Origin of the sequence: Halorubrum tebenquichense DSM 14210, assembly GCF_000337415.1 — an archaeon.
GTDB classification, from domain to species: domain Archaea; phylum Halobacteriota; class Halobacteria; order Halobacteriales; family Haloferacaceae; genus Halorubrum; species Halorubrum tebenquichense.
On record NZ_AOJD01000027.1, the window covers coordinates 157236 to 179453 of the forward strand.

At 70.3% G+C, this 22218-nt stretch carries 21 protein-coding genes; 7 read left to right on the forward strand and 14 right to left on the reverse strand.

Translation table 11 applies throughout. From position 1 onward, the window contains the following. Positions 1–4: 4 nt before the first annotated feature. From ilvC to C472_RS04425, 8 genes are all read right to left on the reverse strand, one after another. Complete coding sequence (gene ilvC, locus C472_RS04390; RefSeq protein ID WP_006628593.1) at positions 5–1063, reverse strand: ketol-acid reductoisomerase; 1059 nt, start codon at positions 1061–1063, stop codon at positions 5–7. A gap of 41 nt (positions 1064–1104) precedes the next feature. After that, positions 1105–1848 (reverse strand): acetolactate synthase small subunit, encoded by a 744-nt coding sequence (gene ilvN / locus C472_RS04395; RefSeq protein ID WP_006628594.1) that lies wholly within the window; start codon positions 1846–1848, stop codon positions 1105–1107. Further along, a complete protein-coding gene (ilvB, locus tag C472_RS04400) occupies positions 1845–3656 on the reverse strand; it encodes a biosynthetic-type acetolactate synthase large subunit (RefSeq protein WP_006628595.1) in 1812 nt (603 codons plus the stop codon). The genes ilvN and ilvB overlap by 4 nt, the downstream gene beginning before the upstream one ends. A gap of 364 nt (positions 3657–4020) precedes the next feature. Next, a complete protein-coding gene (locus tag C472_RS04405) occupies positions 4021–5202 on the reverse strand; it encodes a LeuA family protein (RefSeq protein ID WP_449271984.1) in 1182 nt (393 codons plus the stop codon). A 377-nt stretch (positions 5203–5579) separates the two neighbouring features. Continuing rightward, on the reverse strand, positions 5580–6383 hold the full coding sequence (locus tag C472_RS04410) for an ABC transporter ATP-binding protein (RefSeq protein ID WP_006628597.1): 804 nt from the start codon (positions 6381–6383) through the stop codon (positions 5580–5582). Beyond that, positions 6367–7167, reverse strand: a complete 801-nt coding sequence (locus tag C472_RS04415) for an ABC transporter permease (RefSeq protein WP_006628598.1) — start codon at positions 7165–7167, stop codon at positions 6367–6369. The genes C472_RS04410 and C472_RS04415 overlap by 17 nt, the downstream gene beginning before the upstream one ends. Before the next feature lies 1 nt (position 7168). Further along, entirely contained in the window at positions 7169–8152 is a 984-nt protein-coding gene (locus C472_RS04420; protein WP_006628599.1) for a substrate-binding domain-containing protein, read from the reverse strand. Positions 8153–8404: 252 nt separating this feature from the next. After that, entirely contained in the window at positions 8405–8683 is a 279-nt protein-coding gene (locus tag C472_RS04425; protein WP_006628600.1) for a DUF7111 family protein, read from the reverse strand. A 120-nt stretch (positions 8684–8803) separates the two neighbouring features. On the opposite strand from C472_RS04425, the gene C472_RS04430 reads away from it, so the two are divergent. Both C472_RS04430 and C472_RS04435 read left to right on the forward strand, forming a co-directional pair. After that, complete coding sequence (locus C472_RS04430; RefSeq protein ID WP_006628601.1) at positions 8804–9733, forward strand: 1,4-dihydroxy-2-naphthoate polyprenyltransferase; 930 nt, start codon at positions 8804–8806, stop codon at positions 9731–9733. Next, a complete protein-coding gene (locus C472_RS04435) occupies positions 9730–10857 on the forward strand; it encodes a mandelate racemase/muconate lactonizing enzyme family protein (RefSeq protein WP_006628602.1) in 1128 nt (375 codons plus the stop codon). Before C472_RS04430 ends, C472_RS04435 begins: the two co-directional genes overlap by 4 nt. Positions 10858–10924: 67 nt before the next feature. On the opposite strand, the gene C472_RS04440 is transcribed toward C472_RS04435, so the two are convergent. Next, on the reverse strand, positions 10925–11359 hold the full coding sequence (locus C472_RS04440) for a halocyanin domain-containing protein (protein ID WP_006628603.1): 435 nt from the start codon (positions 11357–11359) through the stop codon (positions 10925–10927). Positions 11360–11483: 124 nt separating this feature from the next. On the opposite strand from C472_RS04440, the gene C472_RS04445 reads away from it, so the two are divergent. After that, positions 11484–11939, forward strand: a complete 456-nt coding sequence (locus C472_RS04445) for a DUF5799 family protein (RefSeq protein WP_006628604.1) — start codon at positions 11484–11486, stop codon at positions 11937–11939. 40 nt (positions 11940–11979) lie between these two features. On the opposite strand, the gene C472_RS17445 is transcribed toward C472_RS04445, so the two are convergent. Together C472_RS17445 and C472_RS04450 are read right to left on the reverse strand one after the other, a co-directional pair. Further along, positions 11980–12129, reverse strand: a complete 150-nt coding sequence (locus C472_RS17445; RefSeq protein WP_006628605.1) for a DUF7557 family protein — start codon at positions 12127–12129, stop codon at positions 11980–11982. Between the two features lie 92 nt (positions 12130–12221). After that, complete coding sequence (locus C472_RS04450; RefSeq protein ID WP_006628606.1) at positions 12222–14345, reverse strand: hypothetical protein; 2124 nt, start codon at positions 14343–14345, stop codon at positions 12222–12224. A gap of 145 nt (positions 14346–14490) precedes the next feature. On the opposite strand from C472_RS04450, the gene C472_RS04455 reads away from it, so the two are divergent. Continuing rightward, entirely contained in the window at positions 14491–15600 is a 1110-nt protein-coding gene (locus tag C472_RS04455; protein WP_006628607.1) for a phosphotransferase family protein, read from the forward strand. 64 nt (positions 15601–15664) lie between these two features. On the opposite strand, the gene C472_RS04460 is transcribed toward C472_RS04455, so the two are convergent. Beyond that, positions 15665–16462: an aldo/keto reductase gene (locus C472_RS04460; RefSeq protein ID WP_006628608.1), complete on the reverse strand. Its 798-nt coding sequence runs from the start codon at positions 16460–16462 to the stop codon at positions 15665–15667. A gap of 97 nt (positions 16463–16559) precedes the next feature. Between C472_RS04460 and C472_RS04465 the strand changes: the two genes are divergently transcribed. Continuing rightward, positions 16560–17474, forward strand: coding sequence for a transcriptional regulator TbsP domain-containing protein (locus tag C472_RS04465; protein ID WP_006628609.1), 915 nt, complete (start codon positions 16560–16562; stop codon positions 17472–17474). A gap of 30 nt (positions 17475–17504) precedes the next feature. Here C472_RS04465 and C472_RS04470 read toward each other — a convergent pair whose 3' ends face one another. Further along, on the reverse strand, positions 17505–19025 hold the full coding sequence (locus C472_RS04470; RefSeq protein WP_006628610.1) for an aldehyde dehydrogenase family protein: 1521 nt from the start codon (positions 19023–19025) through the stop codon (positions 17505–17507). Between the two features lie 87 nt (positions 19026–19112). Here C472_RS04470 and C472_RS04475 point away from each other — a divergent pair, with 87 nt between their 5' ends. Then, positions 19113–19850 carry a helix-turn-helix domain-containing protein gene (locus tag C472_RS04475; RefSeq protein ID WP_006628611.1) on the forward strand — a complete coding sequence of 246 codons (738 nt, stop codon included), beginning with the start codon at positions 19113–19115 and terminating at the stop codon, positions 19848–19850. 61 nt (positions 19851–19911) lie between these two features. Here the strand turns inward: C472_RS04475 and C472_RS04480 are convergent, their stop codons facing one another. Further along, complete coding sequence (locus C472_RS04480; RefSeq protein WP_006628612.1) at positions 19912–20775, reverse strand: proline dehydrogenase family protein; 864 nt, start codon at positions 20773–20775, stop codon at positions 19912–19914. 179 nt (positions 20776–20954) lie between these two features. On the opposite strand from C472_RS04480, the gene C472_RS04485 reads away from it, so the two are divergent. Further along, positions 20955–22214: an ABC transporter substrate-binding protein gene (locus C472_RS04485; protein ID WP_049906310.1), complete on the forward strand. Its 1260-nt coding sequence runs from the start codon at positions 20955–20957 to the stop codon at positions 22212–22214. The last annotated feature ends 4 nt before the right edge of the window (positions 22215–22218 follow it).

Sequence of the window (22218 nt, forward strand, 5' to 3'; positions counted from 1 at the left end):
CCCATCAGGCGGTCACCTCGGCGCTCTCCTCCTCGTCGTCCTCCGCCGACTCCTCCCACGAGAACAGCCCGCGGAGCTCCTCGCCGACGGCCTCGATCTCGTGGTTCTTCTCGGCGGTCCGGAGCTGGGTGTAGGAGGGGCGTCCCGCCTGGTTCTCCGCGATCCACTCGCGGGCGAACTGGCCGTTCTGGACCTTCTCTAAGACCTCCTCCATGTTCTCGCGGGCGTGCTCGTCGACGACCACGTCGCCCTGCGTGAGCCCGCCGTACTCGGCGGTGTCCGAGACCGAGTCCCACATCTCGCCGAGCCCGCCCTCGTACATCAGGTCGACGATGAGTTTCAGCTCGTTGAGACACTCGAAGTACGCCATCTCCGGCGAGTAGCCGGCGTCGACGAGCGTCTCGTACCCCTGCTTCACGAGCGAGGTGACGCCGCCACAGAGGACGGCCTGCTCGCCGAACAGGTCGGTCTCCGTCTCCTCGCGGAACGACGTCTCGACGACGCCGGCGCGGGTACAGCCGATCGCGGCCGCGTACGCCAGCCCCTCGTCGTGGGCGTCGCCGGTCGCGTCCTGGTACACCGCGAGCAGGCCGGGGGTCCCCTGGTCGCTCTCGTAGTTGCGGCGGACGAGGTGGCCCGGCGACTTCGGCGCGACCATCGTCACGTCGACGTCCTCCGGCGGCTGGATCTGGTTGTAGTGGATGTTGAACCCGTGCGCGAACTGGAGCGTGTCGCCCGCGTCGAGGTTCGGCTCGACCGCGTTCTCGTACACGTCCGGCTGGACCGTGTCGGGGACGAGGACGCTCACGATGTCGGCCTCGGCGGCGGCGTCCGCGGGGGTCTCCACCCGGAGTCCGTCGCTCTCGGCGGCGGGCCGCGAGGAGCTCCCCTCGCGGAGGCCGACGATCACGTCGACCCCGCTGTCGGCGAGGTTCTGGGCGTGAGCGTGGCCCTGCGAGCCGTAGCCGAGGACGGCCACGGTCTTGTGCGCGATGGCCTCCTCGTCCGCGTCGTCGTCGTAGTATACTGTCGAATCGAACGTCTGCGTGTCGTCGTCGGTCATGTGTATCGTTGTGGGTTCGCGTGTTCGCGTCTGTCTTCGCGTCAGTCGTCGTGTGTGGTCGGTTCGCCGGCCGTTCCGGGCTTCTCTCCTGGCGCGGTCGGGGTGTTGCCGCGCGCGAGGGCGGTCGGCCCCGTCCGCGCGATCTCGACGATGCCGAACCGCTCGAACGCGCCGATCGCGTTGTCAACGTCGGCCTTGTCGCCGGTGAGCTCGACGGTGATCGTCTCCGGGCCGGCGTCGACCGTCTTCCCGTCGTACATCTCGGAGACGGCGTGGACCGCGGCCGGGTCGTCCGCCTCAACCTTCAGCAGGACCAGCTCCGAGGTGACGGCGTCGCCCGCGACCTCGCCGACCGAGATCACCGGCTTCAGCTTCGCCATCTGCTTCTCGATTTGGTCGATGCCGGGGTCCGTCTCCTCGACGACCATCGTGATCCGCGAGTGGCCGTCGACGGTCGTCGGCCCGACGGTGAGGCTCTCGATGTTGAACTGCCGCCGGGAGACGAGCCCGGAGACGCGCGCGAGCACGCCGGGCTCGTCCTCAACGAGCGCGGAGATCACCGCGCGCCGCGACTCGTGTTCCGCCTCGACGACGGGGTCGATCCGGATCCCTTCGAGGTTCCGCCGCCCCTCGGGGTGGTCCCGATCCCGCGGTCCGGGCTGCTCGCTCGGCATGGGCCGGGAGTCGGTCTCCGGACCCTCGCCGGCTGCGGAGCCGCCGTCGGTCGCGGGTCGGGGATCGGTCGCCTTCTCGTCCGCTCGGTCGTCGGGCGAATCGCCGCTCATAGCTGGTCCTCCGCGGTCGCGAACTTGCCGTTCGCGCCGCCGCTCGGCACCATCGGCAGGACGTTCTCCTCGGGGTCGACGTGGAAGTCGACCACGGCCGGTCCGTCGTAGTCGAGCGCCTCCTCGACGGCGGGGGCGACCTCGTCGTAGTCGTCGACGCGCAGGCCAAGGGCTCCGAACGCCTCCGCCAGCTTGTCGAACTCGGGCATCCAGCTGTACTCGGAGGCCATGTGGCGGCCCTCGTAGAACGCGTCCTGCCACTGCCTGACCATCCCGATGTACTCGTTGTTGAGCACGGCGATCGTGACGTCCAGTTCCTCGCGGACCGCGACCGACAGCTCCTGCATCGTCATCAGGAAGGAGCCGTCGCCGTCGAAACACACCACGTCGCGGTCGGACTCCCCCATCGTGTCGGCGGCGACGCGCGCGCCGATCGCGGCGGGCACGCCGTAGCCCATCGTGCCGAGCCCGTGCGAGGAGACCCACGTCCGCGGCTCCGAGTACGACCAGAACTGGGAGGCCCACATCTGGTGTTGCCCGACGCCCGTGGTGACGATGGTGTCGTCGTCGGTCGCCTCGTCGAACGCCTCGACGACGAACTGGGGTTTCAGCGGCTCGTCGTCGGGTGTCGCGTACGTGAGCGGGTACGTCTCCTTCCACTCCGCGCAGCGCTCGCGCCACGCCCCGGCGTCGGGGGACTCACGGACCGCGGCGGTCAGCTGGTCTAAGACGCGCCCGGCGTCGCCGACGAGCGGGTAGTCGGCGTAGACGTTCTTCGAGATCTCCGCGGGGTCGATGTCGACGTGGATCACCTCAGCCTCGGGCGCGAACGTGTCGATCCCGCCCGTGAGCCGGTCGTCGAACCGCGTGCCGACCGCGATCAGGCAGTCGGTGTGAGTGATCGCGAGGTTCGCGTAGCCGGTGCCGTGCATCCCCGCCCACGAGAGCGAGAGGTCGTCGTCCTCGGGGAACGAGCCGATGCCCGGCATCGTCGTCGTCACGGGGATCCCGTAGCTGCGGGCGAACGTCCGCGCCTCGTCGCTCGCGTCGCCCTTGATGACGCCGCCGCCGAACAGACAGAGGGGGCGCTCGGCCGCCTCGATGGCTCGCGCCGCTTCCTCAACCGCCTCGGCGTCCGCGTTCGGGTCGGGGTCGGTTCCCGCGGGCGGCGTCGCCGGCCCGGGCGTCCGGTCGGTCTCGTCCTGCGTCACGTCCTTCGGCAGGTCGACAAGCGTCGGGCCGGGCCGGCCGGCCCGCGACAGCTCGAACGCCTCGCCGACGGTGTCACCGACGGTGTCGGCCCCGCCGGCGAAGTAGTTGTGTTTGGTGATCGGCCGGGTGACGCCGACCGTGTCCGTCTCCTGAAAGGCGTCGTTGCCGACGAACTCCGTCGGGACCTGTCCGGTCAGCGCCAGCATCGCGTCCGAGTCCATGTCGGCGTCGGCGATGCCGGTGACGAGGTTCGTCGCCCCCGGACCGGAGGTGGCCATACAGAGGCCGGGCTCGCCGGCGACGACGCCGTACGCGTCAGCGGCGTGGGCCGCCCCCTGCTCGTGGGCCATCGTCACGTGCCGGATCGACGAGTCGTACAGGGCGTCGTAGACGGGCATGATCGCCCCGCCCTGAACGCCGAACGCGGTCTTCGCGCCCGCCGCCTCGAGGGCGGCGACGACCGACTCAGCGCCGGTCGAAACGGGTCCCGCGGGCTGTTCGTCGTCCGGGTCGGTCGGGTCGTCGGCCGCGGCGTCGGCGGACGAGCCGTCCGCCTCGTCTCCGTCGGACCGCGGCTGTGCTGCTGTGTCGCTCATTGTCGTGGTGGTGTTCGGTGTGGCATCTGGCGGGTTGTCGAGTCGGTCGCTGGGAACGCGGGACGAGCGGGGCCGCGCCGCGCCTGTCGGGAGCGCGGGTACGTCCGTCGGAAACGGCCCGGCCGCCGGCGTTCGGCGGTGCGTCGCGTCGGTGAGGAAGGGGTGGTGTAGGGGATCAGACCCCTACAATGATCGGCGCGACGGCTGCGGGAACGTCCGCTCGCTCCGCGACCGCGGTGTGCCGTCGCATCTCGCTCGGAGCAACGCGGCCGGGGTATAAATTCCTGTCGGGGAGCGCGAACCGACTCCGCCGACGACCGCCGTCGCGGTCGCTCGGGGGGCGCTCCGGTCGCGGAGGCGGCCATCAGACCCGGACCTCCTCCTCGCGCGCCACGTCCGCCTCCTCGGCGAACCGCTCGACGTCGCCGGCCGTCACCCGCCGCTTGCCGGCTCCGTACTCCTTGACCCGCTTCGTGATCGACCGGACCTCGCCGTCCGTCGGGTCGAAGCCGGCCTCTACCAGGTGCTTGCGCACGCTGTGGGTGCCGGTGTGTTTGCCCAGCACGAACTCGCGTTCGGCCCCGACCATCTCCGGGGTCATCACGCCGGTCTCGAACGTGTCGCTGTTCTCGATGACGCCGGCAGCGTGGATGCCCGACTCGTGGGCGAACGCGTTCCGCCCGGTGACGGGCTTGTTCGCCGGGACCGGGATGTCCGAGGCCTCCTCGACGATCCGGGCCAGCTTGGTGATCTGGGTCGTGTCGATGCCGGTGTCGACGCCGTACACCGACTCGACGGCCATCACAACCTCCTCGTAGGCGGCGTTGCCGGCGCGCTCGCCGATCCCGTTGACCGACACCTGCGCCTGCTCCGCGCCGTTCTCGAAGCCGGTGACGGCGTTGGCCGCGGCCATCCCGAAGTCGTCGTGGGTGTGGACGTCGACGCGGGCGTCGGTCGCCTCGACGACGGCCGCCACGGTCTCGCCGAAGCTGGTCGGCATCCCGACACCGCAGGTGTCCGGGATGTTGATCCAGTCGGTGCCCGCGTCGGACACCGCCTCGACGATGTCGATGAGGTAGTCCGGGTCCGTCCGCGTGGCGTCCATCGGCGAGAACATACACTCGACGCCGGCGTCTTTGACCGTCTCGACGGCGTCGACCGCGCGCCCCTTCGCCTCCTCGCGGGTCGCGTGCATCGAGTCCTCCAGCTGAACGTCGCTGGTGGAGACGAACACGTGAACCATCTCGACGCCGGAGTCGATGGCGGCCTCGATATCGCCCTCGACGACGCGGGCCAGCCCGCAGACGGTGGTGTCCGTCGCGGCGGCGATGTCGCTGACGGCCTCGAACTCCGCGTCCGAGTTGACCGGGAACCCCGCCTCGATGACGTGGGTGTTCATGTCGTCCAGCGTCGCCGCTATGCGGCGTTTCTCGTCGTAGCTGAACGAAGTACGTGGTGACTGTTCTCCGTCTCGCAGGGTCGTGTCGAAGATCCTGACAGGACCGATTTCGACGTTAGAAGCTATCGTGCCCTGGAAGAACTCGATCCGCCGGGGTGTCCGACGAAGCCTCCGTGATGTCTGTCATCGGTTCACGACAAGACGGTCGGGTACTTAACGGTTTGGACGATCGCAAAATCGGAGCCGACCGGCAGTCGAGACCGATGTGGAGCGAGATCGACAAATCGCTAGACGGAAGCGATGTCAATACTCCTTAAGGAGGTAATACACACACCGGAGATCCGACGCGTATTCCGATCCGGAAGCCAGTTAATAAGTGGAATCGACGTTCGTTTCGTTCGGTCCCCGGGCGGCTCGCGGCTCGCGCGCGGCGAGTCAGCGACCCGCACGGCGACCGGATCCCGAGCCGCGCGGAGACCGGACCCCGACTTCCGGGACGGTCCGGGTCGGGGGCTGAACCGCCCTTACCGCCCGAGCGCGTCCGTCACGTCGCGCCGGAGTTCGACCAGATCCGGGTCCGCCCGCTCGCGGGGACGGTCGATGTCGACGTCGACGACCGCCTCGACCGAGCCGGGCTGGCCGCCGAGCACGACGACGCGGTCCGCGAGGTACACCGCCTCCTCGACGTCGTGGGTGACGAGGACGACGGTCGTCCCCCGCTCCTCCCACACGTCGAGCAGGTGGTCCTGCTGGTCGGCCTTCGTCAGCCGGTCGAGCGCCGAGAACGGCTCGTCCAGCAGCAGCACGGAGGGGTCGTACGCCAGTCCGCGCGCGAGCGACACGCGCTGGGCCATCCCGCCGGAGAGCTGGTCCGGGCGGCTCTCCGCGAACCCGTCGAGGCCGACGGTCTCGATCAGTTCGTCGACGCGCTCGCGGGCGGCCGGCGCGTCGGGGTCGACGCCGGCCGGGAGCCCGACCGCGACGTTCTCGCGCACGTCGGCCCAGTCGAGCAGCCGCGGCTCCTGGAACACCATCCCCACGTCGTCGCTGCCGCCGTCGCGGACGTCGGTGCCGTCGACCGCGACGCGCCCGGCGAACTGCGGTTCGAGCCCCGAGAGCACGCGGAGCAGCGTCGACTTCCCGCAGCCGGAGGGACCGACGACCGCGACGAACTCCCCGTCGGCGACCGCGAGGTCGACGCCGTCGAGCGCGACCGTGTCGTCGTACCGCTTCCGGAGCCCGTCGACCGCGAGGACGGGGTCCCCGGTCGACCCGGCGGCGGCCTTGCCGGCCGGGGGCGCGGCGTCGGCGTCAGCGTCCGACGACACGGTCTCTCACCTCCCTCACCGCGACGTCCGAGCAGTTCCCGAGGAACGCGAAAAGCAGGATCGAACCGACGATGATGTCGGGCCGCGCGAGGGTCCGGCCGTCGCTCAGGAGGAAGCCGATCCCCTGACTCGCCGCGATCAGCTCGGCCGCGACGACGAACATCCACGCCAGCCCGACGCCGCCGCGGATCCCGACGAGCAGGCTCGGGAGCGCGGCCGGGAACACGACCCGGCGCAGCGACTCGACGCGCCCGAGGTCGTACACCTCGGCGACCTCCAACAGCTCCTCGTCGACCGCGGCGATGCCCGTCGAGAGGTTGAGGTAGACGGGGAAGAACGCGCCCACCGCGATCAGCAGCACCTTCGCGGTCTCGCCGATGCCGAACCAGAGGAGGAACAGCGGCACCCACGCCAGCGACGGGATGTTCTTCAGGCTCTGGAAGAGCGGGTCGAGCAGGTCGCTGGCCGTCCGCGAGAGGCCGGTGACGGTCCCGAGCGCGGTGCCGACGGCGATCCCCAGCCCCGCCCCGAGGAAGACGCGCTGGACCGTGATCGCGACGTGGTCCCACAGCTCCCCGGAGGCCGCCATCCCGTACAGCGTCTCGGCGACGCGCAGCGGCGTCGGGAGCTGGTACGCGGGGATCACGCCGGTCGCGACGACGACGTGCCAGCCGACGACGAGCGCCGCCGGGACGGCGAGTCCGAGCAGCGGCCGGAAGCGGTCCGCGGAGGGGACCGCGACCGGGCCGATCGTTCGCGGCTCGGTTCGGGCGTCGGTGGCCATCTCAGACGACCTCGCTCGCGAACTCGGGGTCGATCAGCTCGTCGACGCGGCCGGCGGGGTCGGAGCCCTCGGTCACCAGTCCCTCGCTTTCGAGGATCGGCGAGAGGTTCGAGAGCAGCTCGCGGTGCGGGTCGCCCGGGATCGGCCGCGAGAGGTCGTTCCGCTGCGTGAACACGCGCTCCGCGACCGGCTCCGACATCTCCGAGGCGTCCGCGAGGATCCCCGCGGTCTCCTCGGGGTTCTCGACCGCCCACTCGCGGCCGCGCTCGTACGCCTCGATCACGCGGCGCGCGTCCTCGGGGCGGTCGGCGAGGAAGCCGTCGAGGAAGTTGAGGAAGCCGTAGGTGTTGTACCGGGGCTCGCGGAAGAACAGCTCCGCGCCGTCGTGTTCGAGCTCCAACTCCGCCATGTGGGGGTCGAGCCCGGCCCACGCGTCGACCTCGCCGCGGACCAGCGCGGACTGGCCCTCCGGGTGCTGGAGGTTGACGACCTCGACGTCGCCCTCGCTCAGGCCCGCGTCGTCGAGCGCCTGAAGCAGGAAGAAGTACGGGTCGGTCCCGCGGGTGGCGGCGACGCTCCTCCCCTCGAGGTCGGCCACCGACTCGATGCCGGTCTCCGCGAAGGTGACGAGCGCGGTCCACTCCGGCTCCGAGTAGATGTACGGCGTCGTGATCGGCACGCCGTTCGTGCGGGCCATCAGCGCCGCGATCCCCGCGGTCGAGGAGACGTCGGCCTCCCCGCTCTGGGCGTACTCGTTCGCCTGGTTGCTGCCGAGGCTCAGCACCCACTCGACGTCGGTGCCGGCGTCCGCGAACGTCTCCTCCAGCCAGCCCTTCTCCCGCAACACGAGGCTGACCGGATTGTAGTACGCGTAGTCGACCGTCACCGTTCCCGATCCCGATCCGTCGCCGTTCCCCGCGCAGCCGGCGAGCAGCGAGCCGCCGATCGCCGCGCCGGTGCCGCGCAGGAACTGTCTTCGCTCCATACACGTTCTCAACGGTCCCACTCATAAACGGATATGGCTATTGAGAATATTTAGCCGCGACTATGATGTTTTGTGGTTATTTATTTTCAGTAGTTAAACCGGTATACACGGTGAGTATCCGCGGCTTTGACCCCTCTCCCCGTCGAGAACGCGTTTGGGACTCCGCTCCGGCCGGTGACGAAGCCGTTCGGCTCGCGTTCCGTATAGCGGACGATGTTGCTGGTTAGTCGGACTCGGGCGACGACGCCGCGGCTACATCCCCATGTCGGCGGCCGCGTCCGGCACCGGGAGGTCCGGGACGGCGACGCCGAGCAACTCCGCGGCGTGGTCGAGCGCCATGTCGAACCCGTAGTACCGCTCCAGTTCGTCGCCGTCGGGACCGGGGCGGACCTTCAGCATGGCGTACCCCTCGACGTTCTGCGCGACGGTCGCCTCGCGGCCGTCCCGCGAGAAGGTGAGCCGGCGCTCGCCGTCGGTCTCCTCGTACCGGGCCGCGACGCCGTTCGCCGACGCGGTCTCCGTGTCGGTCATACGATCCGTACGGACCGCACCCTGTCGAATGTGTCGGTCGCCCCGACGACTCCGACCCGGTTTCCCTCGCGCCCGTTTCCGATGATAAGGTTAAGGGACGCCACGCACCAATCGAGGGCAATGAGTACCGAGGTGACCCGCCGTCGGGCGTGGGTGATCGCAGCCCGTCCCCAGACGCTCCCCGCCGCCGCCGCGCCGGTGATCGTCGGGGTCGGCCTGGCGCTCGACGCCGGGGTGTTCGCCCCGCTGCCGGCACTCGCGGCGCTCGTCGGCGCGGCGCTGATCCAGGTCGGCACGAACTTCGCGAACGACTACTACGACGCGATCCAGGGGGCCGACACCGACGACCGCGAGGGGTTCACCCGCGTGGTCGCCAGCGGCCTCATCGAGCCGTCCGAGGTGAAACGCGCGATGTGGCTCACCTTCGCGGCCGCGATCGGCGTCGGCACCTACCTCGTCGCGGTCGGGGGGGTCCCAATCGTCGTGATCGGGCTCGCCTCCGTCGCGGCCGGGATCGCCTACACCGGCGGCCCCTACCCGCTGGGCTACCACGGGCTCGGCGACCTCTTCGTGTTCGTCTTCTTCGGCGTGATCGCGGTGACCGGGACCTACTACGTCCAGGCCGCGGCGCTCCTCTCCGGGTGGTTTCCCCTCGGGATCCCGGACGGAACCGTCGCGGTCGCCGCGGTCGTCGCCAGCCTCCCGATCGCCGCGCTCTCGACGAACATCCTCGTCGTCAACAACCTCCGCGACCGCGAGGAGGACGCCTCGACCGGCAAGCGCACGCTCGCCGTCCGGTTCGGTTACCGGTTCGCCCGCGCGGAGTACCTCGCGATGCTCGCGGTGGCCTACCTCGCCCCGCTCTGGTTCGTCGCGCGCGGCGACGGCCTCGCGCCGCTCTTCCCCCTCCTCACGCTCCCGCTGGCGGCGGCGGTCGCCCGGACGGTGCTCACAGAGACGTCCGGCGAGGCGCTCAACCCCGCGCTCGAATCGACCGGTAAGCTGCTCGCGGCGTACGCCGTCGCGTTCGCGGTCGGGCTGGCGGTGTGACCGACGACCGATCCAGCGACGGGGGGCCACCCGTCGCGGTCCGTCACCACCCGTTCGCGCTCGACCTGACCCGGCCGCTCGGCACCGCGAACGGAGAGATCCGCAGTCGAGACGGGTTCGTGATCGCCGTCGAAGGCGAGCGCGACGGGACGACCGTAGTCGGGCTCGGCGAGGCGACCCCGCTTCCCGGATGGACGGAGTCGCGCGAGGCCTGCTCGGCGGCGCTGGACGGGCTGTCGGGGCCCGACGGCGACAGGGTGGAATCGGACCCGCTCGACGGCCTCAACGCCGAGGCGACGCCGGCCGCCCGACACGGCGTCTCCCTCGCGTTCGCCGACGCCGCGGCCCGGGAGTCGGGAGCACGTCTCGCGGACCGGCTCGCGGACGGGGCCGACGTCGACCCGACGCCCGCGGACGCCGTCCCGGTCAACGCGACCGTCGGCGACGCCGACCCGGCCGAGACCGCCGCCGAGGCCGAGCGGGCCGCGGCCGAGGGGTTCGACTGCCTCAAACTGAAGGTCGGCGTCCGCGGCGTCGACGCCGACGTGGAGCGCGTCCGCGCGGTCCGCGAGGCGGTCGGCGACGGGGTCGCGCTCCGCGTCGACGCGAACGGGGCGTGGGACCGGGAGACGGCGCGCCGCGCGCTCGACGCGCTGGCCGCGTTCGACCTCGCGTACGCAGAGCAGCCGCTCCCGGCGGACGACCTCGAAGGGCTGGCGAGCCTCCGCGAGACCGGACGGGGGTCGGGGGTCCCGATCGCGGTCGACGAGTCGGTCGGGGTCCGGGGGATCGACGCCGTCTTGGACGCCGACGCCGCCGACGTGGCGGTCCTCAAGCCGATGGCGCTGGGCGGACCCGACCGGACGCTGGCGGCCGCGCTCCGGGCGCGGGCGGCCGGGATCGACCCGGTCGTCACCACCACGATCGACGCGGTGGTCGCGCGCACCGCCGCCGTCCACGTTGCGGCCGCGATCCCGGACGTGTCCCCCTGCGGGCTGGCGACCGGACCGCTGCTCGACGAGGACCTGTCGCCGGACCCGTGCCCCGTCGCGGACGGGCGGATGCCGGTCCCGCCCGGTCCGGGGCTCGCCGGCGGCGCGTTCGACGAACTGCGGCGCTCGTAGCGGACGGTGCCGACGGCTTCGGCTAAACGGCAGGCCGGGGCCGGAGTGGCGAGAGGGGGAGTCGAGATCAGTCCTCGTCCGCCGAGACGACCTCGACGCTGCCGCGCATGCCGCGGGTCTGGTGGGGCGTACAGACGTACTCGTACGTCCCCGGCGCGTCGAACGCGCGTTCGTATGTGTGACCCGCCTCGGCGACGAGTTCGGACTCGAACGAGCCGTCGACCGCGTAGACGTTGTGACCGCCGCCGTTCCCGGTCCACTCCCACCTGACGGTCGTCCCGGCGTCTATCCGGACGTGAGCGGGCGCGTAGGAGAATCCGCCGTCCGCGCCGACGGCGACTTCGACGGTCGACTCGCCGGTCCGGTCGATCCGCTCGTCGGCCGGCGCGCCGGGGTCGTCGCCGCCGGAACCGGGGAGGAGCGCGCCGGCACAGCCCGCGAGGGCGGCCGCGCTCGCGGTTCCGGCGGCGGCGAGGAGGGCGCGGCGACTGCTGTCTCTCATGTCCGACCGGAGGGCGTCCGTCGTCTAAACTCCTCCGCGTCCGCTCTCGGCGCGGGAACCGACCGGCGGCGACGGGTCGAATCGGGGGGACGGACTTTTCACCGCGACCGTCGAACGGAGGCGCATGAGCGAGTGGACCGACGCCATCGTCGGCGAGCGGATGACCGTCGACAACCAGTTCAACGACCGCGTCGCGGCGTCCCGCTTCTCCAGCCAGGAGTGGGGCCTCATCATGACCGCGATCGACTTCGAGATCGAGAACGCCGACGACCCGGAGGACGCCCGCGTCGTGGCGGACACGTCGAGCCTCCCGGCGATCATGCCGGAACTGGAGAACCTCCGCTCGCAGATGGCGGGGATGGGCGGTGCCCCCGGCGGCGGAGAGGCGGGCGACTCTGGCGGCGGCCTCGTCGACTCGATCAAGGGCGCGCTCGGTCTCGGCGGGGGCGGTGGCGGTGGTCCCTCGGACGAGGAACTGGAGGCCGCGGAGCGGCTGGTACAGGAGTACGCCGACGAGCTACAGGCCCACTTGGAGGAGGTCGGCAAGTGGGAGCAGGTCCGGCTCGCGTATCAGGAGTGAGTCCGAGACCGGCGACCGGCCGGTCCGCGGACGTGTTTTCTCACTCGATGTCGCTGCCGCGGAACAGCGTCAGCTCCTCCGCCTCGTAGATGTTGATGAGCTCGGTGACGATCTCATCGTACTCCTCGTCGTCGACCCGGAGCGCGTCGAGCCGCTCGACCGTCTCCTCGCCGAGGTGTACCTGAGGCATACGCGGCGCTTCGTCGTCCGGGGAATAAAGAATGTCGGCCGGGGAGAATACGGTGCGGCGCGGGTCCCGTAGCGACGGACGGGTGCGTCGGATCAGTCGCGAAAGCACGACTCCGCGTCTGTACCCGTGGTTTCGCCGTCGTCGATGGAGTCGTCCGCGGTGAGCGCCCGCCGAGCGGACGCCTCGATCTTCTCGACGGTGAGTTCGTCGTTTTGGAGGTAGAACTCGTCTGACAGACGAATTACGGGCCCCTTCAGGTCGTGTAGCCGAAGAATTCCAGAGGGATCCGTTCGGCCGATATCGCGCTCGGTTCCGGCCAGAGACGGCGTCGGGTCGAACGGATCGGCAACCACCTGAAACTCTCTGCCAAGTAGCGCTTCCGACGAGAGGAACGACCGGCAGTGAACCCGGTGAGTATCCGGATCGAGGGGACGACACGAGTAGACCTGCGCTGTGAGTCCCCTGTCGACGGCGGCAACGGTTCCGGGGTCTCCGGCGAAGCGTGTCACCGAGTCCGTGGCGTCGGACACGAACCGAGCCGCGGCGACGATCGGACAGCCGGCCGCGAGCAACCCGATCAGCGTCCGAAGACGACTGGGTTCGATCGGGGTCTCGAAGACGGCGGCGGCCGATCCCCCTCGGTCGACTGCGGCGGCGGCAGCCGTGACGTCGCTTCCGTCCTCGAAGACGGACACCGCCGGCGCGCGGAGATCGGAGCCGGCGCTCACGTTCGTGACGTCGACGACCCCGTCCGCAGTCTCGATGACACCGTCTTCCGTCGGTAGTCCGCAGAAGACGACATCGAGCCCAGAGTCGGTGAGAATCTCTGAGACCGCGTCGCTGTTCGGGGCGGCGTACACCGACCACCGTCCGATCCCGTCCGGGACCTCAGGATTCGTCAGCGAGTTCCGTACGTCCCGGGCGCGTTCCTCCGTCTCGATAAGGAAAGCCACGGCCACGTCGCCGCGGTCGGCCATCTCGCGTCGGAGCCGGTTCTCGTACGTTGAAGGCGTTAGGACGGAACTCCAAGCCGGAATGAGGTCTGCCGCGGGGTTCGGTCTCCGACTCGTGACGCCGTCTTGCCATCCCGATGTCGCCAACGCGACCGGTTCGTCCGGGGACGTCGCGCCGTCGGTAGCTCGAACGTGGACGGGGGCGAAGGCGCGCGCGAGGTGAGGGAGTAGTTCCGCCGCCGCGGGTACGGGGCGTACGGTCGCCACGGTCGGCCACGAGGGGATGTACGGCTCGACAATCTTCGGCTCCACCTCCAGGTACTCCATGAGTCGCTCGCTCATCGAACTGTCCGCGAGGTTCGGGGGGTAGAAGGGAAGCTCCGCGCCGACCTGCTCGTACTCGTACCGGTCGGACGGGACGTACCCCTCGGTCCGCGCGAGCGTGTCGAGGAAGAACCACGTCCCGAACAGCTCCTTGACCCGCTGTTCGAGCGCTTCGCCCTCGGTGGGAAGTCGCTCCTCGTACCCGGTTTCGAGCCGGATCGCCGGCGCGTCCCCGACGGTCATCCGCGCGCCGAGGTAGTACGACAGCGTCGAGAGCCGGTAAACGTCGGCGTACGTCGGCCGAACGACGACCTCGACGCCCGTGTCGGGGACCGTCAGCGGGCTGGGGATGTCGAGTTCGTCGCCCCGCTCGATCCGCGGGGGGTATCCCCGGAGCGTCGGCCACGACCGCTCCGGCGAGAACTCCCGTATCGACGATCCGAGGACCGACACGGCCTCCGTCAGCGCGGCCGGGTCGTCCGGGACCGTGATCGTCGCTTCGGGGCGCGTGTGGAGCGAGCGCGCTCCGACCGTCACCGTGGTCGGGCGGTCGAACACCAGTTCGATGGGGCCGGAGCCGGCCATCCCACTGGCATCGATCTCCGCGTCCTCGACCCGCAGCAGCACCTTCGTCACGCCGTTTATCTCGACGCAGTAGTCGCCGCGCGGGAACTCCGACGGCTCGTCGAGCTGCGCGACGAAGTCGCCGTCCGCGCGGCGTACGTTCACGTTCGAGTACTCCGAGACCGACACGGACTCCGCCTCGAAGCTCACCGCCCGGTCGACCGGGAGCGGGAACAGCTCGGGGAGCGCCGGGGAGAGCTCCGGTTCGCGGTCCGTCCGCAGGTCGAGCCGGGTCCCCTCGATGCGGTCGCTGACGGCGAGCGTCTCGCCGTCGGCCTCGAATCCGATACGTCCGTCTGGTGACCCGTCGTTCACTGGACTATTTCTGGTTCGCCGACACGTATGAGCGTGTCGATGAAAATCTCAGTTCGTGAAACTGGGGCGTGTCGCGGGGTTTCACGGCACAGGAGTGAGAGACGATGACAGCAATCTTAACATCCAGCGAGACGGACAGAATCCCATGGATGTCGCCGACTCGGAGCCGATATCGCGGGCCCTCGACGCGGCGTTCCCGGGCCGGATCCCGGACCGGCTGACCGGCGTCGGTCCCTCGTGGAACGGGAGCAACGAGACGGTCGGCGTGACCTTCGCGGACGGCGGCCGGGCATTCCTCAAGGTCGCGCTCACGGACGACGGCAGTCGGATCGCTCGCGAGCGCGCCGTGCTCCGGTACGTCGACGCGCACGGCCCGCTCGCGGTCCCCGACGTGCTGGCCGCCGACCCCGGCGGCGACCCGGCGTACCTCGCGACGGCACCGGCGCGGGGCCGAGAGCTACTGGCCGTCTACGAGGCTGCGAGCGACGACGAGCGCGAACGCCTCCTCCGCCGCGTCGGCGGCGCGCTCGCTGCGCTCCACGCCCACCGATTCCCCCGGCACGGCGAGGTCGTGGGGGCGGGGACCGAAACCGGATCAGCCGCCGATGGCGACGCGGCCGGGAGCGACGAGACGGAGGGCGACGCGGTCGAGAGCGACGCGGCGGGAGACGGCGGCCCGCCGACCGGGCTCTCGGTCGGGTTCGCGCCGTGGACCGACGTCCTGCTCGCGACGATCGAACGGACTCGCGATATCGGGACCTCCGAACGCCTCGCTGACCACTACGACGCGGTCGTCGACTGCGTCCGCGCGAACCGCGACCTGCTCGACGGCGCGCCGGCGGCGCTGCTCCACGGCGACATCACGAAGCCGAACCTCTTCGTGACGACCGGAAGCGAGGGGACCGGTGGAACCGGCGCGGTCGGTGGGGGCGGTGCGGGCGTCTCGCCGATCGACTGGGAGCTGTCCCACGTCGGCGACCCGGCGCGGGACCTGGTGCGCGCGGAGGACCAACTGCTCAACGGCTTCGACTCGACCGGGCCGGAGCGGTTCGCCGCGGCGCTCCGAGATGGGTACCGCGAGCGGGCCGGCGGACTTCCGGCGGGGTTCGAGCGCCGGCGACCCGTCTACGAGGCGGTCAGGATGCTCGGGCGCTCGGGCTTTATCGACCAGTGGGCGACGTACCTGGACGAGCCGGTCGAGGGCCTGGTCGAGCGGGCGGACGAGGAGCTACGGGCGCGGCTCGACGCGGTCTGAGCGCGGGGACGCGAGGGAGCTGGCCGGCGAGGTGCGGACGCCAACCCCTCCGCGCGGGGTCAGTTCACCGGTTCCACGCCGCGTCGTCGGGATCGATCCGCCGTTCGCCGGAGTCGAGCGCGTCCACGGCGTCGAGGGCGGTCTCGGGCAGGTCGACCTCGGCCGCGCGCAGGTTCTCCCGGACGTGGTCGCCGCGCGCCTTCGGGATCGGGACGATCCCGCGGTCAAGCGCCCACGCGAGCGCGAGGACGGCGGGCGAGAGATCGTTCCGCTCCGCGATCGCGGCCACCTCCGGGTCGTCGAGGATCTCGCCGCGCCCGAGCGGGGAGTAGCCGACGAGCCGGTGGTCGAACTCGTCGGCGAGGTCGCGCAGCTCCCGCTGTTGGAACCGCGGGTGGCACTCGACTTGGTGGGCCGCGATGGGCCCGTCGAGGATCTCGTCGGCCTCGCGCAGGAGGTCGGGCGTGAAGTTCGAGACGCCGACGTGGTCGGTGACCCCCGCGTCGCGGAGGTCGTCGAACGCCGGCAGCGTCTCCGCCGGGTCGTACGTCCGGATCGGCCAGTGGACGTACAGGAGGTCCACGCGGTCGAGTCCGAGCCGGTCGAGGCTCTCGCGGGCCGTCTCGCGCACGTCCGCCGGCGCGAGGTTCTCCGGGTGGACTTTCGTGGCGACGACGACGTCGTCGCGGTCGACGTCGCTCTCGGCGATCCCCCTGCCGACGGCGGTCTCGTTGTCGTACATCTGCGCGGTGTCGACGTGGCGGTAGCCGGCGTCCAACGCCGCGGCGACGGTGTCGGTACAGGTCTCGGGATCGTCGAGCCCGGAGGTTCCGAGCCCGATCGAGAGGTCGAGCGGTGGCACGCGTTCCGCTTCCGAGCGCGGGGTGAAAAAGGCGCGCGAGCCGGCACGCCGGGCGTGCCTCCACAGGTTTAACACGCGGCCCCCGTAGGATCGCCCGATGGCCACCGGTCCCGCCCTCCCCTTGCTCCCGGAGCCGCTCCCGCTCCGAGCGCTCTCCGACCCGCTTCTCGTCGACCCGGGGCCCCGGCTGCTCCGCGCCGTCGCGGAGGCGTACCGCGAGGCCGCCCCGGCGCTCGTCGAACCGACCGTCTCGGACCTCGCGAGCGGGAGGGACGCGGAGAGTGGGGAGGGCCCTTCCGGCCCGGCGGAGAACCTCCCAACGCTGCGCGTGCTCGCGTGCGAGTCGGCGGTCGACGCCGCGACCGCGGGGTTCCGGTCGGCGAGCCGGCTCGCGGCGCTTCTGGACGCCGACGCGGTCAATCTCCGCGTCCTCGACGCGCCGCAGCCGAACGCGGTGCTGGCGGGCGGCGAGACCGGATTCGCGCTGGTCGAGGGCGAGCGCGGCAGCCCGGACGACGGGGGGACATCTCGATGGCACCGCGTCGGCGACGACGCCTCGCTCCGCGGACGCTACGGCTCGCGGTTCGCGGACGCCGAGCCGCATCGCCTTCGAACCCCGAGCCGACGCCGGGTGTACGAGGGGTTCGCGTCGCGGTGCGACGGGACAGTCGCGGCCGCGGTGCTCCGCGTGCTCGACGCGTCCTCCGACTCGGACGGCTCCGGAACCCCCGGCCCGAACCCGGAGGAGACTCGCATCCGGGCCTACGCGGTCGGGGTCCGCGAGGCGGCGCTTGACCGGACCCTCCGGCGTGCCTGCGAGGACGCGGGGCTCGGGAGTCCCTCGACGTTCACGCGGATAAAACGGCTCCTGGGCGAGGCGGGACTGGTCGAGACGGAGCCGGTGCCGCAGCCGGTGGGTCGCCCGCGGACGCGGCTCGTCGCTCGCGGCGCGCTCGCGGCGGCCGAGACGCCCGAGGAGACGGTCGCGGCGGTGCGGGGCGTCGCGGACTGATAAGGGAGAAGCGACGCCGAAACCGCGGCGTCAGTCGTTCTTCGTCTTGATGTCGGCCGAGAGCCCCTGTGCCATCTCGATCTCCTTCGAGTTGTTCAGGGTCCACGCGGTGCGGTCGGTGACGGCCTCGATCGCCTCGCGGGCGGAGGGGTAGCCGTTGCCGGACTTCTTCACGCCGCCGAAGGGGAGCTGGACTTCAGCGCCGATACACGGGAGGTTCCCGTACGCCAGCCCGAGTTCGGCGCGGTCGCGGTAGTAGTTGATCTGCCGGTAGTCCTCCGAGATGATCGCGCCCGCCAGCCCGTAGTCCACGTCGTTCTGGATCTCGACGGCGCGCTCGATGTCCCCGTCGTATTCGAGGAGCGCGACGTGGGGGCCGAACACCTCCTCGTGGGTACACCGCAGGTCGGCGTCCGGGTCCGCCTCGTAGACGAACGGGCCGATCCAGTGGCCGTCCTCGTGGCCGTCCGGGATCTCGTCCGGGTCCAGCTCCGTCCGGTCGACGAGGACGTTCACGCCCTCCTCGCGGGCGAGCTCGTTGTACTCGGTGACCTTCTCGTGGTGGTCCGCCTCGACGAGCGGCCCCATGAACGTGTCCTCGTCGAGGGGGTCGCCGACCGCGACCGACTCGGCGACCTCGACGAACCGCGATTTGAACTCGTCGTACACGTCGCTGTGGACGATCAGCCGCTCGGCGGAGACGCAGCGCTGGCCGGTCGTCTTGAACGAGGACATCACCGCGGAGTGGACGGCGACGTCGAGGTCGGCCTCGTCGGTGACGACGACGGCGTTCTTCCCGCCCATCTCGCAGGCCGCCCGTTTGCCGGGCACGCCGCCGAGCTTGTCCTGGATGTGGTGGCCGACCTCCGCGGAGCCGGTGAAGAGGACGGTCGGGACGTCGTCGTTCTCGACGATCGCGTTGCCCGCGTCGCCGAACCCCTGTACCATGTTGAACACGCCGTCGGGGATCCCCGCGTCGTCGAACATCTCCGCGACGATCTGCGCGCACCACGGGGTCTGCTCGGCCGGCTTGAACACGACGGTGTTCCCCTCGACCAGCGCGATGGCCATGTGCCAGTACGGGATCGCGACCGGGAAGTTCCACGGGGTGATACAGCCGGTGACGCCGCGCGGCTTCCGGCGCATGTACGCGTCCTTCGAGGGGATCTCAGAGGGGACGATGTCGCCCTTCGGGTGGCGGGCGTCGCCCGCGGCCCACTCGACCATGTGCGCGGCCTCGACCACGTCGGCTTTCCCCTCCGAGATCTCCTTGCCGCACTCCTTCGAGACGATCGCACCGAGTTCGTCCGTGCGCTCGCGAAGCTCGTGGTACACGTCCCAGAGGTACTCGGCCCGCTGAATCCGGGAGAGCTCTCGCCACTCCTCGAACGCCTCGTCGGCGGCGGCGACCGCGCGGTCGACGTCGTCGGGGGTCCCGCGCCGGAACTCCCCGAGCGACTCGCCCGTCGCCGGGTTCTCGCTCTCGAACGTCTCTGAGCCGTCGCCGTCGACCCACTCGCCGTCGATGTAGTGGTTGTAGGCGTCTGCCATAGTCGTCGTTTCGCTCCGCACGGCCAAATAACCCACCCGACCATGGTCGGAAGCGTTTTTGTCACACGATACCAAACTGTATTCCTCATGGCGATCTCAGACGCGGATCGGGACCGGGAGTGGTCGGGTACTCGGCTGACCTTGGACCTCTGGCATCCGAACTGTTGGGCTATCGAGGCGACGGAGCGGACCTCCGGCGGGGTGTTGGCTCACGCCATCTACAACACGCCGAAGGCGGACGGTGCCCCACCCAACTCGGTGAACGGGCTGTTCACCGCGTTCGCCGACACCAACGAGGGGGTCGAGGCGCTGCTGGACGCGATCCGCGAGTCGGACCGCGCGGGCGACCTGTTCGAACTGAAAGAGCGGTTCGGTCGCGCCCGGGACGCTCCCGGGAACGTCGTCCGCGAGTTCTTCCTGGAGTACGACCCGGCGGACATGGTGTGTCCGACGCTGCTCGAACACGGGTTCGTCCACAGCGCGCCGGTCAGGATCGAGGACGGCCGCGAGGAGTGGCAGGTGTGCTTCGTCGGCGAGCGGACGGAGATACGCGACGCGCTCGACGCGGTACAGGCGGACGCCGGAGCGGAGGTCTCCGTCGAGTCGATGTCCTCGACCGGCTACGCCGGACGGACCGCCCGCGAGCAGCGGCTCGACACGCTGACCCCGACCCAGCGGGACGTGTACGAACACGCTCGGGAGTCGGGGTACTACGAGTGGCCCCGAGAGGCGTCGACGCGCGAGCTCGCCGAGGACATGGACGTCTCGAAGACGACGCTGCTCGAACACCTCCGGAAGGCGGAATCGAAGCTCTTGGACCCGTGACCGCCCGCGACCGTCTGCGCGGTGCCCGCCGCTGCGCCCCCGAATCGAAAGGTCGGTCGGGTCAGCGTCCCACGACCGCGCGGAGCGCGAACAGCGCGTTCGATTTCCGCTCGCGGATCCGCCGGTAGAAGTAGGAGAACCACTTGGAGCCGTACGGGATGTACTGGTACACGTCGACGCCGTCGGCGGCGAGGTCGAACTGCGCCGACTCCCGGACCCCGGTCAGCATCTGGACCTCGTATGGCGTCCCGTGTTCGGCGTGGAGCTCTTCCGCGTACTCGATCATCGCCGGGTCGTGGCTCCCGACGGCGACCCCGTCGTCGAACGCCTCGAACATGTACGCGAGGCAGTCCCGGTACGACTCGTCGACGCGAGCCTTCTCCTTGTACGACAGCTCGGCCGGCTCGTCGTACGCCCCCTTGACGAGCCGGACCTTCCCCGGAAGCCCGGCGAGCCGTTCGAGGTCCTCGCGCGTCCGCTTCAGGTTCGCCTGTACGCAGACGCCGACGTTGCCGCCCGTCTCGACGGCGTGGCGCTCGAACGCGTCGAGCGTGACGTCCGTCGTCTCGTGGTCCTCCATGTCGATCCAGACGAAGGTGTCGGCGTCGTCGGGCGCGGTCTCGGCGGTCCCGTTCGCCGCCGCGACGATCCGGGCGAGGTTCTCCTCGAAGGCGTCGTCGCCGACGTCGAGCCCGATCTGGCTCGACTTCACCGAGACGCAGGCGTCGACCTCCCGCTCGGCGACCCGCTCGACGAGGTCGACGTACGCGTCGGCGTCCGCGTCGGCCGGCGACCGTTCCTCGTAGTGTTCGCCCAGGAGGTTCAGGATGCCGGCCACGCCGCGGTCGTTGAGCGACTCGACGTGAGCGAGCGCCGCCTCCGGCGTCTCTCCGGCGACGAAGTTGCTCGCGATTGGCGGTATCATGTGCGTACGGCGGGGCGGTATCGGTATATATGGGCACCCGACCAATTAGTCCGAGATATTCTGTCCGAAATGAACGCTGTCGCGAAAATGTCGCCGCGCCCGCCGCGGAGGAAAGTCGGATCCGACCATGGACGGGTCGGGGTTGAGATACTCTCCCAAACTGGACTCTACCGAGCGATATGTCACAAGATACCATGGACGTTACGGACCGGAGAACGCTGCTGAAACTGACCGGGGGAGCGGGCGTCCTCGCCCTGTCGGGCTGTCTCAGCACGACCGACGAGGGCGACGGAAGCGACGGCGGCGACGGAGGAGACTCGTCCGACCCGTACGAGATCGGGATGGTCGACTCGCAGACCGGCTCGCTGTCGGCGTTCGGCGAGCGCAACCAGCGCGGCGTCAACCTCGCGTTGAGCCGGGTCAACGAGGTCGGGATCGACGGGCGGGAGCTCGACATCGTCATCGAGGACTCCGAGAGCACGAACCAGGGCGGCATCGCGGCCGCACAGAAGCTCGTCAATCAGGACGGCGTCCCCTTCCTCATCGGCGCGGTCGGTTCGGGCGTCTCGCTGGCCATCTACGACAGCGTCGTCGAGGGGACCGACGTCGTCCAGCTGAGCCAGAACTCCACCGGGCTCAACCTCACGGACTTCCCGGGACTGCTCCGGATGTCGCCGTCTGGGCGCAGCCAGTCGCTCGCGCTGTCGAACATCGTCGCCGACGACGGCTACGACGAGGTGGCGATCACCTACGTCAACAACGACTACGGGCAGAGCCTCACCGACGCCTTCGTGAGCGCGTACGACGGCGAGGTGGCGTACAACAGCCCGCACGACCAGGAACAGCAGTCGTACTCCGGCGTCATCTCCGAGATGAACAACTCCGGCGCGGACGCGTGGCTGTTCATCACCTACCAGGCGGAGTTCGCGACGATGGTCAACGAGGTGTTCTCGTCCGGCTACGAGGCGCAGTTCTACGGGGCCGACTCCGTGTCCGGAGACGACGTGCTGGAGAACACGCCCGACGGGAGCATGGACGGAATGAAGATCGTCACCCCCTCGGCACCCGTCGAGGAGGAGAACTACCAGGCGTTCGCGTCCGACTTCGAGTCGGAGTACGGCCGGCAACCGACCTCGTGGGCGGCGTACGCGTACGACTGCGTGATCAACGCCGCGCTCGCGATCCAGGCCGCGGACGAGTTCACCGGCGCGGCGCTTCAGGACACCGTCCGGCGCGTCTCCGGCCCCGAGGGCGAGACGGTGACCTCCTTCGAGGCCGCGAGCGAGATTCTCGCCGACGGCGGCGGTCCGGACGACGTCGACTACCAGGGGGTCAGCGGCCCCATCGACTTCAACGAGGACGGTGACCCGGTCGGGTTCCTTCAGGTCTTGGAGGTCCAAGACCACGCGTACGAAGGCATCGACTTCATCGAAGGCTGATCCC